Genomic DNA, 12,199 nt, shown 5'->3' on the forward strand with positions numbered 1-12,199 from the left:
CCGGGGCAGTGGGCCGCTGTAGGTGATGTCAGAGGGCTGCTCGGCCGGGGGAGCGAACCAGTCCCGGGAGTCCGGGCCGTTCCTCGGGGGGATTCCGTCCATGGGCGTCTCGGTCATCCGCTCTTGCTCACCAGTGAGTGGTAGTCCTCCGCCTGCGAGATCAAGCGTGTGGCGGCGCTGCCGGACAGCCCGAGGTCGATCTCCGCCTCGGGGGAGAGGCTGTCCACGAGAGCCCCGCCCGTGTCCGGATTGAAGACCAGGCGGGCTCCCGGCACGGCATCCGTCGGCATCTCGTAGATGAGCACGCCACTCGACCAGAACCCCGGCTGCAGCCACTTGTTGTACAGCGTCAGGGAGTCGCTCACCTTGTCCGTCGGCCTGTACCGGCGGCCGTCCGCGGTCAGCAGCATCGGAGGCGCGAAGGGGCTCAGCCGTACCGGCTCGCGGGCGGTGGTGGCGGAGACGTCGATCAGGAGGAAGAGGTTGCTCGTCTCGACTTTGGTCACCTTGTTGGAGAAGTCGACCGTGTCCACGGCGTGGGCCGCACTCACCGAGTTGACCTTCACCGTGAAGCGGTTGGTCTCCACCGTCTCGCCGATCCCGCCCTTGTAAGTCAGGAACGAGGTGCGTTGTTCGTAGGACATCGTGAAGTTCTGCTGTGCGTAGACCGCCGCGGCCGCGAGCACGATCCCGGCCGCTCCGGTGGCGATCCGCCGCCCCACACCGCGCCGTGGCAGCTTCTTACGCGTCGCGCGCCCTGCGGTGCGGGTCGTCTCCCTCTGCGTAACCGCCATCAGCTGCTCTCCTTCCGAACGGGAAGGGTGATCTGCGCGGCGACATCGGGCACATACGGGCCGTCGTTGTCTTCGTACTCGCCGGCGAGCCACCAGTCATGGGTCTGGTCGCGCAGGCCGAGCTCCTCGTACACGAACGAGCCCACATCGAGGCTGATCTCCGGGGGCGCGGTCGCGGTGGGCTCGAGCTCGTACTTCACCACGACCGTGGTGGTGATTCCGGGATGCAGCTGGTGGCTCTCGACGCCGAGGCTGAGCACGGAGACCTGGGGGCCGTACTTGGTCTTGATCTCGGGACGGGTCCGCAGCAGGGAGCTGGCGAAGGACGTGCTCCGGTAGAAGCCCTTGCCCGGTTCGGGCATCACGCCGACCGAAGCGGTCTTCTCGCCCATGTTGGTGACCTTGAGGACGAGCTCCAGATAGCGCTTCGTGGTGTCGAAGTCGCCCTTCTCGGTGGTGTCGATCGCCTTGATGAACTGGGTGTGGAACTGCCCCTGGTCGATGGTGTCCCCGGGCGAGACCGTCGGCGGGGGCGCGTCCGGGGCGTCCTTGAGACCGCCGAAGGCGGCCGTGACGCCGATGACCACCACGGCCAGCGCGAGAGCGACCGGGACGAGGACCGGGCGTCGTCGACGGGCGCCATTGGGGGATGACGTCATGGCAAGCGATGGTAGTACGACCACAGTTGCCCCATTGGTCGCAATGGTTCGACCCCCCGCGCGGAAATGCGTCCGAATGGCGAGAAGCCCGCCCTGACAGGGCTTCCAGCTCCTACGCTGTGACCGAGGCGGACATGGAGGGCCTGTGGGCGACCCGCACCCCGAGCATGCCCAGTTGCAGGCGGATCGGATCTACCTGGGCTGGCAGTACGCGCTGCTGTACCCGGATCCCGGGCCGCCGCCCAAGCGACCGGCCAGGGAGGACGTCACCGAGCCTCCGGCGGACACCGAGTGGATCCACCGGGAGCGGCTCCAGAAGGATCTGCTCAACCGTCCCGTCAGGATCTTCCGTACGTTCATGGCCGTGGTGGCCGCGGGGATCCTCGTCCTCGGCGTGACCGGCCTGCTCACCTGGTCGTTCGTGATGCTGGGCCTGGTCGCAGCGGGCGGCGTGGCCGCCATCTGCACCTACGCCATCCGGCAGGGCGACCGTACGGTCAACGAGCGGCTGGACGAGCGCCGCCGCAAGGCGCTGCGGGAGCAGGAGCGCCGCCAGCGGGAGATCGTCACGGCCCAGGAGGAACACGCCGCGAAATACCGCGACTGGGCCGAGAAGAAGAACCGCTTCGACAGGCAGATCACCTGGTATGCCGTGGCCGTGCCCGACGACATCGACCGGGTCGACGTGGCCGGGGGCACGCTGACCGGCTGGTCGGCGCTGGTCACGCTGATCGGCGCGACCCGGCTCTACAGCGGCGGCCACCTGACCGTGCTCGACCTGTCGGAGGGCGCGATCGCCAAGGACCTGATCGAGCTGGCGCGCAGGGGCGGGGACGACCCGCTCGTCTGGGTGCTCCCGGTGGACCTGCCCCGGCTCGACCTGGGCGCGACGCTCAAGCCCGAGGCGTTCGCCGACGTGCTCGCCCACGTGGTGAGCGTCAGCGAGGAGACCAGCAGGGACATCGGCTTCGACAACGCGATCCTGGAGCGCGTGCTCGAGGTCCTGGGCGAGAACGCGACGATCAGCCAGGTCACCGCCGCCCTGCGGGCACTCGCACAGGTGGGCGACCCGCGCGACGACATGAAGGGCGGCCTGCTCACGGCGTCGCAGCTCGAACGCATCGGCACGCTGTTCGGCCGGGGCGTGGCCGACCGGGTGGTCATCGAGCGGGCCTGGGCGATGGAATCGCAGCTGCGCAAGCTGGAGACGCTGGGCTCGCAGGCCGTACAGCTGCCGCCCGCGCGGCTGCGGGTCGTCAGCATGGACCGGCAGGCGGGGGTCTTCGGCAACCGGGTGCTCGGGACCTACGTCGCGACCGCGCTCACGCACATCCTGCGTCAGTCGCCGGCCAGTGAGCGGCCCTGGTATCACACGATCATCGTGGCGGGCGCGGACAAGCTGCGCGGCGACGTGCTCGACCGGCTCATGGACGCCTGCGAGACCTCGCGCACCGGGCTCGTGCTGACCTATCGCAGCCTCACCCCGACCGTGCGGGAGCGGCTCGGCCGGGGACACGCGGCGGTCGCGTTCATGCGCCTGGGCAACGCCGAGGACGCCCGGGTGGCCAGCGAGCACGTCGGCACCGAGCACCGCCTGGAGCTCGCCCAGCTCACCGAGACGTTCAGCTCGGCGGTCAACGGTCCGAGCGGCTTCTACACCTCCACCGTCGGCGAGAGCCGCACGGAGGGGGAGGACAAGAGCGAGGGCGACCTGCGGGAGGACATCACCGAGTCGACCGAGTGGGGACGGCGCGCGCCCATGGTCGCCGACGGGGTCCTGCAGCGGTCGCGGGAGTTCCTGGTCGAGCCGCACCAGCTCCAGCAGCTTCCCACGACCTCCGTGATCATCACCTACTCGACGGCGGAGGGCCGCCAGGTGCGCCTGGCGGACGCGAATCCGGCGATACTCACCTTCCCCAAGACGACGCTGGGAGAGTTCGAGGAGATCCGGAGGGCCGCCCTCGCGCCCCCGGAGCCCGAGCCGGAGCCGGAGGAGCCTGTGCTGCCCGAAGTACCCCCGAACCTCGGTCCGCCGCCGCCCCGCCTCGACTGGCGCAAGCGGCCATGACCGCTCCCGAAACGTCGTACGCGCCCATGACACCGTCCGCTGTCGGTAAGGGCATCGTCAACCGGGGTGTGCGGGCGTGATCGTTGAAGGAGTCTCTCCCCTGTTCGTCGTCACCTGAGGGGTCTGATGCAGCCGTTTCCCCTGAGCGGGCCGTGGTACCGGATTCAGGCGATCACCGCCCCATCGCGTAGTTCGTCCGCGGAGTGGGACTTCGTCACGGTGCTCCCCGCGGTCCTGTCCGCCGCGCAGCGCAACCGGCCGTTCGTCATCGGCTGGCTGTCGCGGGGTTCGGGTGCGCCGCTGGAGCTCATCACCAACGCGGGACCGCTCACGCCGCCCAAGCCGCCGAAGCGGGCGGCGTCCACGCCGGAGCCGCCGGTCACCGGCCCGCAGCCGCTGCTGTTCCCCGGCGGCGCGCGCGGCGTGGAGATCGGCGACGAGTGGCTGGCCGACCTCGCCGACCTCGTCTGGACGCCGTGTCCGGGCCGTCAGGCCCCGCCGCTCTACGGCAGGCGCGAGCCGGAGCCCGACGAGCCCAAGCGGCCCACGCTGTTCGAGTCGACGCTGGTCACGCTCATGTCCCGGCCGTTCGCGTGGGTGGTGGTCGCCGAGCCGACCGACCTGCTCGACGCCGAGGTGGCCCACCTGCGCACCCAGCTCAACGTGCTGCGCCAGTACGGCGACGCCTCGGAGCGGTCGCGCTTCGACGCCGAACGGGCCGAGCGCAGAATGCAGGAGCTGGACGCCTTCCGCGAGGCCGGACTGTGGAACGTCCGGGTGCTCGCCGGCGCGGCCGGCCCCGACGAGCTGCGCCAGATCGCTCCGGTGCTGGTCGGCTCGGTGGAGATGAGTCACCACCCCTACCGGCTGCGCAGCGCGATGTCGCTGCCCGCCCTGACCGGCGACGGCACCTGCGAGTCGGTGTACGGCTTCAGCGAGGCGCTGGCCGTCAACCTGCAGGATTCGGCCGACGGTGCGGCGGCGCCGTTCGCGGCGACGGCCGGGGCGCTCGCCGCGCTCGCCGGGCTGCCGCGCCGTGAGGTGCCGGGGGTCCGGGTGCTCGACGCGGGCTTCTTCGACGTGACGAGCGAGGCCGAGGTCGAGGGCTCCGCGGAGACCGTCGACCTCGGCGCGATCGTCGACGGGCAGGACCGCGCCGTCGGAACGTTCCGGGTGCCGCTGGCCACGCTGAACCGCCACGCCTTCGTCACCGGCGCCACCGGCTCGGGCAAGTCGCAGACCGTGCGTCACCTGCTTGAGCAGCTCACCAAGGCGGGCATCCCGTGGCTGGCGATCGAGCCGGCCAAGTCGGAGTACGCCGCGATGGCCGGCCGGGTCGAGCACCTGGCGCCGCTGACCGTCATCAACCCCTCGGCGCCCGACAACGTGCCGATCAGCGTCAACCCGCTCGCGCCCGAGCCCGGCTACCCCGTGCAGGCCCACATCGACATGGTCAGGGCGCTGTTCATGGCGGCGTTCGACGCCGAGGAGCCGTTCCCGCAGATCATGTCGCTGGCGTTGCAGCGCGTCTACGAGGCCAACGGCTGGGACGTGGTCACCGGGGGCGGCATCCCGGGGGCCGCCGTGCAGCCGGCCGTACCGACCCTGGAGCAGCTCCAGCAGCACGCGCTCGAGGTCATCCAGGAGATCGGGTACGGCAACGAGGTCCAGGCCGACGTCGAGGGCTTCATCAGCCTGCGCCTGCGCAGCCTTCGCGTGGGCAGCGCGGGCCGGTTCTTCGAGGGCGGCCACCCGGCCGACATCGGCGGCCTGCTCCAGCGCAACGTCGTGCTCGCGATCGAGGACGTGGCCAACGACGAGGACAAGGCGTTCCTCATGGGCACGCTCATCATCCGCATCGTCGAGCACCTGCGGATGCGCGCCCGCTCGGAACCGCGGGCCGAGGACGGCGTCGGCGGCCTGCGGCACGTCATCGTCATCGAGGAGGCCCACCGGCTGCTGCGCGACCGGGGCTCCCAGCGGGCCTCCACACACGCCGTCGAGTTGCTGGCCGGGATGCTCGCCGAGATCAGGGCGTACGGCGAGGGCATCATCGTGGCCGAGCAGATCCCCACCAAGCTCGTCTCCGACGTGGTGAAGAACACCGCGCTCAAGGTCGTGCACCGGCTCCCGGCCGAGGACGACCGCGCGCTCGTCGGCGCGGCCATGAACCTGAGCGAGGACCAGTCGCGCCAGGTGGTGTCCCTCCAGCCGGGCTTCGCCGCCGTGTTCGCCGACGGCATGGACCGCCCGCTGCGCGTCCGGGTGCCGCTGGGCGAGGACCGCGAGCGCGAGACGCTCGGCCCGGTGCCGCCGATCTGCGGGCGCCGCTCGGCCGCCTGCGGGCGCGAGTGCCGTACGGGGAAGGCGTGCACGCTGGTCGAGCTGCGCGAGGCCGACCTGCTCGCGGTGGCCCCGGAGTGGGCGTGGCTGCGGATCTGGACCGACACGGTCGTCCTGGCGTTCGTGACGAACCGGTCGCTGCCGGGCGTGCCGCGCGTGCTCGCCGACATCTGGGCGGAGCTGCCGGCCAAGCGGCGCGAGTGCCTGCTGGCCACGCTGGTCGAGCGGTCGGTCGCGCGCCGCGCCTGGTCGCTGCGGACGTGGTTCGACCCCGCGCTGCTCACGGAGAAGGCCGCCGAGGTCGCCGCCGGGCTGCTGGCGGCGGGTCAGGCGGACGGTGGGGAGAGCGAGCCGCCGATGCGGGCGGGCGAGCGGCCGGGCGCGGCCTGGGTGATCCCGCAGGTCCGCTGGCTGCACGAGGTGGACAGGCTGTTCCCGTTCGGGCATCCCGCGCCCAACCTGCGCAGCCCGGCCCCGGCGATGGAGTATCCGCTGTTCGGCACCGACCCCGCCGGTCGGCCGTACCCGCACCAGGGGGTCAACGGCGCCGAGCCGGCCGAGGGCGGGGTCGCGGTCGGCGTGCGCACCGAGCTGCTCGGCCACCGTGCCAAGGCGCTGCGCCACCACCCACTGTCGATGGAGGTGGACCGCAACCGCGCCCTGGCGTGGCGGGTCATCCTGGGCGACGACGAGCACGAGGGCATCCAGCGCGACGTGACGACGGTCGCCATCGGGGTGGAGCCGCGCGAGCGGGTCAAATACGTGGCCCAGACGATGAGCGCGGGCTGGCTGGAGACCGTGCTGTCCTGGCCCCGCCGGTTCGTCCTGCCGTTCGACGGCGACACCCCCGCGGAGCTCTCCTTCGGATCGTGACCTCCGCGCGGCCGACTAGGATCGCGGCATGAGTCAGCTTCCGTTGCGGGCGCAGCTCGCCAGCGCCCTGGGCCGTACGGCCGCGACGCTGTCCAGGGCCACCGGGCGTGGCGACGGCTCGGTGATCGGCGGCAGGGTCGGCCTCATGCTGGAGCCCGACCTGCTGCGCAAGCTCGCGGCCGACCGCAAGCTCGTCCTGGTCAGCGCGACGAACGGCAAGACCACGACGACGCGTCTGATCACCTCGGCGCTGCAGGAGTTCGGCGATGTGGCGACGAACGCCTTCGGCGCCAACATGCCCGCCGGGCACGTGTCGGCGCTCGCGTCCAACAAGGACGCGCCGTACGGCGTGCTGGAGGTCGACGAGAAGTACCTTCCCGAGGTCCTCGACACGACCAACGCCGGCATCGTCTGCCTCATGAACCTGAGCCGCGACCAGATGGACCGGGCGGCCGAGATCTGGCTGCTGGCCCAGAAGTGGCGCCGCGCCCTCGCGGGCAGGCCCGCGCACGTGATCGCCAACTGCGACGACCCGCTGGTCGCCTGGGGCGCGTCCACCGCCGCCCGGGTCACCTGGGTGGCGGCGGGGCAGCGCTGGCGCGAGGACTCCTGGTGCTGCCCCGAGTGCGGCGGCCCGCTCGACCGCGCCGGGTTCGGCAACGGCGGGCAGAGCCTCACCCCGGTGCAGATCGCCGACACCAACTGGGCGTGCCGAGAGTGCACCTTCCACCGGCCCGAGCCCAGCTGGGTGCTCGACGGGGAGTACGTGACCGACCCCCGGGGTCAGCACTGGCGCCTGGACCTCCAGCTACCCGGCCAGGCCAACCGGGCGAACGCCGCCGTGGCGCTGGCGGTCGCCGAGACCCTCGGCCTCGACCCCGCCCGGGCGCTGCCCAGGCTGCGTACGGTCGCCTCCGTCGCCGGGCGCTACACGACCGTCGAGCGGGACGGCCGGTCGCTGCGGCTGCTGCTGGCCAAGAACCCGGCGGGCTGGCTGGAGGCGTTCGACGTCGCCGACCCGGCGCTGCCGATCGTCCTGTCGGTGAACGCGCAGGGGCCGGACGGCCGCGACACCTCCTGGCTGTGGGACGTCGACTACCGTATCCTGCGCGGCAGGCCCGTCCTCGTCACCGGTGAGCGCCGCCTCGACCTCGCGCTGCGGCTGGCCGTGGCCGGGGTGCCCTTCCAGCTCTGCGACTCGTTCGAGCAGGCGGTGGCCCTCCTCGCGCCCGGCAATATCGACGTGATCGCCAACTACACCGCGTTCCAGCAGATCCGAGCGGAGTTCGGCCGTGCAGTCTGAATTGTCCATCGTCTGGATCTATCCCGACCTCCTCAGCACGTACGGGGACCAGGGCAACGTCCTGGTGCTGGAGCAGCGGGCCCAGGCCCGGGGCATCGCGACCAGGACCATCCACGTACGGTCGTCCGACCCCGTGCCGCAGCAGGGCGACGTCTACCTGATCGGCGGCGGCGAGGACCGGCCGCAGATCCTCGGGGCCGAGCGGCTGCGCCGCGACGGCGGCCTGCACGCCGCGATCCAGCGCGGCGCGGCCATGCTGGCGGTCTGCGCCGGCTACCAGATCATGGGCACGGTGTTCGGCGGCGAGGAAGGGCAGCCGGTGCCCGGCATCGGGCTGCTGGACATCAGCTCGGGGCGGGGCGAGCGGCGCGCGGTCGGCGAGCTGGCCGCCGAGGTGGACCCCGCGCTGGGGCTGCCCACGCTGACGGGCTTCGAGAACCACATGGGCGTGACCAGGCTCGGCCCCGGCGTGCGCCCGCTGTCGCGGACCCTCGTCGGCACCGGCAACGGCGACGGCACGGAGGGCTGCTACGCGGGCCGTGTCATCGGCACCTACCTGCACGGGCCGGCGCTCGCCCGCAACCCCGCGCTCGCCGACCTGCTGCTGAGCTGGGTGACGGGACCGCTGCCCCCGATCGACGACAGCTGGTATCAGGCGCTGCGCGACGAACGGCTGCGCGCGGTGCTGCCGAGCTGACCGCTCGGTAGATCCTGGCCGGTCAGTAGCTGCTGGCCGGTCAGTAGATCAACGCCTGCACGCCCTCGCCCAGGGCCTCCTCGACGAACGTGGAGGCCCCGGCGATGCGCACGCCGTCGATCACGTCGTCCACGGTGATGCCCCGGCGGGCGGCGCACTGGGTGCACAGCGTGACCCTACCCGCGGCGAGCACGGCTTCGAGCAGGTCCTCCAGCGGGGCGGCCTCGGCCAGGGTGAACTCCTTGGCCCGTCCCGGCAGCGCGAACCAGGAGGACTCGCCGGTCAGCCACAGCGAGACCGGGACACCGCTCGCCAGCGCGGCCGCCGCCACCGTGAACGCCTGGTTGCAACGCTCCGGGGCGTCCGCCCCGGCCGTGACCTTGATGACCAGTGATCGTGCCATGCTGCGAGCCTAGTCCGCCGGGGTCGCCGGCGCGCCTCCGCGTGCCGTACAAGTTGGGCAATCGGCGCATGCCGCGCGTGGTGCGAGGGGCCGCTCGCGCGCCTCTAAGCTCGTCTCCATGGACGTACATCCCGACCTCGAGCCGATCGCCTTCCTCCTGGGCCGCTGGGAGGGGGCCGGGGTGATCGGCTATCCCACCATGGAGAGCGCCAACTTCGGCCAGGAGATCGTCTTCGGGCACAACGGGAAGCCGTTCCTGACCTATCAGAGCCGCACGTGGCTGCTCGACGCCGAGGGCAACAAGGTCCGGCCTCTGTCCACCGAGACGGGGTTCTGGCGGATCCAGCCCGAGCGCCAGATCGAGGTGTGCCTCGCGCACCCGACCGGCATCGTGGAGATCTACGTGGGGGAGGTCGTCTTCCACAAGATCGAGCTGCGTACGGACGTGGTCGCGCGAACCACGACGGCCAAGGACTACAACGCGGGCCACCGGCTCTACGGCCTGGTCAACGGCAACCTCATGTACGCCTACGACATGGCGGCGATGGGGCACCCGCTGCAGTCGCACGCCTCGGCGGAGCTCAAGCGGGTCGGCGACTTCGACGAGTAGAAGAAAAGAAAGAACCCCGGGCGCGCTCCGCCTCCTGAAGAGGCGGGCCGGCTGGACCATGGCCGGGACGAGGTTGTCCGCGGCCGCCGGCTGCCCGGGGTTCCGGTGTCTGTCGAGGATTCGCCAGGACGTCGTACGACATCCAGACGGAAGGTCCAGATGGACGCGTCCTAGCGGACAGCCACCTCGCTAGCCCAAGAATGATCAACCATTATTCGGACCACCTCCCTTCTGCGTGCCTTCACGCTATGCGAGCGCCCCACGCGCGGGCAAACGATTAATGCGATGAACTTCGAGCCTCTCCCGCGACAGCCGGGGAGACGCCCCCGGGGGACGACTTACACTCTGGGACATGGCCGAGACTTGGCACGAGGAGCTGCGGGCCCGCGGCTACCGGATCACCCCCCAGCGCCAGCTCGTGCTGGAAGCGGTCACCGAGCTGGGACACGCCACGCCCGAGGACATCTGCTCCCGCGTGCAGCAGACGGCCAGGGGCGTCAACATCTCGACCGTCTACCGGACCCTTGAGCTCCTGGAGGAGCTCGGGCTGGTCACCCACACCCATCTCGGCCACGGCGCTCCCACCTATCACCTCGCCTCCGAGGCCGACCACGTCCACCTCGTCTGCCGGGGATGCGGCGAGGTCACCGAGGTGCCTCCGGAGATGGTGGACGGCCTCGTCTCGGCCCTCGACGCCGAATTGGGCTTCGCCACCGACGTCCGCCACCTCACCGTCTTCGGCCATTGCCGCAAATGTCGTCTTTGACTATCGTGGGGCGTTTTGGGGCGATGCCCGGGGGCCGGTAGCGTGACGAGTGGCGCACTACGCCGATTCGTCAGGAGATGAGGGTGACCGTTCCCGCGGAGGCCGCCAGGCGGCGCATAGTTGAGCTTTTCCTGTCCAGCGAGGAGCGGCTGCTCCAGCGGTGGACCCAATTGTCCGGAGCGTCTCCCGACGAACTCCGTGACCTCTACCAGGCGATGCGCACCGCGCTCAGCAGCGAGGACGGAGACTTCGCCGACGTACGCGGGCTGCTCGCCGAGCTCTCCCGTGCCCGCGTCCGGCAGGGGCACACGCCCTCCGACACCGCGCGGCTCGTGTTCTCGCTCAAGGAAGCGTTGTACGAGGTGGCCGAGACCGACGGCGGCCCGGACGCGTTGCGCGGGTTCGTATGGTTCTCCCGGCTCGTCGACGACCTCGGCCTGTACACCTTCGAGAGCTACACCGCCGCTCGCGAGAAGATCATCTTCGACCAGGCCGAGCAGCTGCTCGAGTTGTCGACGCCGGTGGTGAAGCTGTGGGAGGGCATCGTCGCCGTGCCGCTCGTCGGCACGCTCGACTCGGCCCGCACCCAGGTCGTCATGGAGAAGCTGCTCCAGACCCTGGTCGACACGGGCTCGGAGCACGCGGTCATCGACATCACCGGTGTGCCCGCCGTCGACACGCAGGTCGCCCAGCACCTGCTCAAGACCGTCGTCGCCGCCCGCCTGATGGGTGCGGAGTGCGTCATCTCCGGCATCCGCCCGCAGATCGCGCACACGATCGTCACGCTGGGCATCGAGTTCGGCGACATCGTCACCAAGGCCTCGCTGGCCGACGCTCTCGCGTACGCCCTCGGGCGGAGCGGCGTGGAGATCACGGGCGCCGCGCGGACGCGGGTCGCGGTCAGGGCGGAGCGCGCCTGATGGAACGTGTGCCGATTCTCAAGCTCGGCGACATCCTGATCGTCTCGATCCAGATCGACCTGGACGACCAGAGCGTGCTGGCCCTGCAGGAGGACCTGGCAGACATGGTGGTCTCCTCGGGTGCGCGAGGGGTGATCATCGACATCACGGCCGTCGAGATCGTCGACTCGTTCATCGGCCGCATGTTCTCCACGATCGCCGCGATGACCCGCATGCTCGACGCGGAGACCGTGGTGGTCGGCATGCGTCCCGCGGTGGCGATCACACTGGTCGAGCTGGGGCTGTCGCTCGGCGGCGTGCGCACGGCTCTCAATCTGGAGAAGGGCGTCGCGATGCTGGAGCACGTCAGGGGCGCCGCGGGGTGAGCGCGCCCCGGGAGCTGCCCATCGCCACCAACGGTGACGTCGTAGTCGTACGTCAGCAGGTCAGAAGCCTCGCGGCCGAGATAGGGCTCTCCCTGGTCGACCAGACGAAGATCGTGACCGCCGCCAGCGAACTCGCCAGGAACGCCCTCGTGCACGCCGGGGGAGGCCGGGTGCTGATCGAGGTGCTGGAGGGCGGGCGGCGGCCGGGCCTGCGGCTCGTCTTCAGCGACGAGGGGCCGGGCATCCCGGACGTCGAGCAGGCGCTGACCGAGGGCTGGAGCACCGCCGGGGGGCTGGGACTCGGTTTGAGCGGATCGCGGCGGCTCGTGGACGAGTTCGACCTCGTCTCCGCTCCCGGCGAGGGCACCCGCGTGACGGTGACCAAGTGGGCCCGGTGA

The 12,199-nt window shown here is 71.1% G+C and carries 12 protein-coding genes; 9 read left to right on the forward strand and 3 right to left on the reverse strand.

Annotation, left to right across the window (positions count from 1 at the left end; all coding sequences use genetic code 11):
• Nucleotides 1-113: 113 nt before the first annotated feature.
• Entirely contained in the window at nucleotides 114-794 is a 681-nt protein-coding gene (locus QSK36_RS35450) for a DUF4352 domain-containing protein (protein ID WP_285785415.1), read from the reverse strand.
• The gene (locus QSK36_RS35455) at nucleotides 794-1,453 is read right to left on the reverse strand and encodes a hypothetical protein (protein WP_182902965.1); all 660 of its coding nucleotides are present in this window, start codon (nucleotides 1,451-1,453) and stop codon (nucleotides 794-796) included. The genes QSK36_RS35450 and QSK36_RS35455 overlap by 1 nt, the downstream gene beginning before the upstream one ends.
• A 145-nt stretch (nucleotides 1,454-1,598) precedes the next feature.
• Here QSK36_RS35455 and QSK36_RS35460 point away from each other — a divergent pair, with 145 nt between their 5' ends.
• The 4 genes from QSK36_RS35460 to QSK36_RS35475 all read left to right on the forward strand — a co-directional run bounded on the left by QSK36_RS35460 (nucleotide 1,599) and on the right by QSK36_RS35475 (nucleotide 8,737).
• Nucleotides 1,599-3,521, forward strand: coding sequence for a hypothetical protein (locus QSK36_RS35460; protein ID WP_285785416.1), 1,923 nt, complete (start codon nucleotides 1,599-1,601; stop codon nucleotides 3,519-3,521).
• 126 nt (nucleotides 3,522-3,647) lie between these two features.
• Nucleotides 3,648-6,737: an ATP-binding protein gene (locus tag QSK36_RS35465; RefSeq protein ID WP_183534067.1), complete on the forward strand. Its 3,090-nt coding sequence runs from the start codon at nucleotides 3,648-3,650 to the stop codon at nucleotides 6,735-6,737.
• A 28-nt stretch (nucleotides 6,738-6,765) separates the two neighbouring features.
• Nucleotides 6,766-8,040: a MurT ligase domain-containing protein gene (locus QSK36_RS35470; protein ID WP_285785417.1), complete on the forward strand. Its 1,275-nt coding sequence runs from the start codon at nucleotides 6,766-6,768 to the stop codon at nucleotides 8,038-8,040.
• Nucleotides 8,030-8,737, forward strand: coding sequence for a type 1 glutamine amidotransferase (locus QSK36_RS35475; RefSeq protein ID WP_285785418.1), 708 nt, complete (start codon nucleotides 8,030-8,032; stop codon nucleotides 8,735-8,737). The genes QSK36_RS35470 and QSK36_RS35475 overlap by 11 nt, the downstream gene beginning before the upstream one ends.
• 40 nt (nucleotides 8,738-8,777) lie before the next feature.
• On the opposite strand, the gene QSK36_RS35480 is transcribed toward QSK36_RS35475, so the two are convergent.
• Complete coding sequence (locus QSK36_RS35480; protein WP_285785419.1) at nucleotides 8,778-9,140, reverse strand: DsrE family protein; 363 nt, start codon at nucleotides 9,138-9,140, stop codon at nucleotides 8,778-8,780.
• Nucleotides 9,141-9,258: 118 nt separating this feature from the next.
• On the opposite strand from QSK36_RS35480, the gene QSK36_RS35485 reads away from it, so the two are divergent.
• The 5 genes from QSK36_RS35485 (at nucleotide 9,259) to QSK36_RS35505 (ending at nucleotide 12,199) form a co-directional block, all read left to right on the forward strand.
• Nucleotides 9,259-9,750 (forward strand): heme-binding beta-barrel domain-containing protein, encoded by a 492-nt coding sequence (locus QSK36_RS35485; protein ID WP_183534073.1) that lies wholly within the window; start codon nucleotides 9,259-9,261, stop codon nucleotides 9,748-9,750.
• Between the two features lie 352 nt (nucleotides 9,751-10,102).
• Entirely contained in the window at nucleotides 10,103-10,516 is a 414-nt protein-coding gene (locus QSK36_RS35490) for a Fur family transcriptional regulator (protein ID WP_139580696.1), read from the forward strand.
• Nucleotides 10,517-10,599: 83 nt separating this feature from the next.
• Nucleotides 10,600-11,436 carry an STAS domain-containing protein gene (locus QSK36_RS35495; protein ID WP_285785420.1) on the forward strand — a complete coding sequence of 279 codons (837 nt, stop codon included), beginning with the start codon at nucleotides 10,600-10,602 and terminating at the stop codon, nucleotides 11,434-11,436.
• Nucleotides 11,436-11,801 (forward strand): STAS domain-containing protein, encoded by a 366-nt coding sequence (locus QSK36_RS35500; RefSeq protein ID WP_179155589.1) that lies wholly within the window; start codon nucleotides 11,436-11,438, stop codon nucleotides 11,799-11,801. The genes QSK36_RS35495 and QSK36_RS35500 overlap by 1 nt, the downstream gene beginning before the upstream one ends.
• Nucleotides 11,798-12,199 (forward strand): anti-sigma regulatory factor, encoded by a 402-nt coding sequence (locus tag QSK36_RS35505; RefSeq protein ID WP_139580694.1) that lies wholly within the window; start codon nucleotides 11,798-11,800, stop codon nucleotides 12,197-12,199. Before QSK36_RS35500 ends, QSK36_RS35505 begins: the two co-directional genes overlap by 4 nt.

It is taken from the genome of Microbispora sp. NBRC 16548 (genome assembly GCF_030268985.1).
In the GTDB taxonomy this organism is placed as follows: Bacteria; Actinomycetota; Actinomycetes; order Streptosporangiales; family Streptosporangiaceae; genus Microbispora; species Microbispora catharanthi.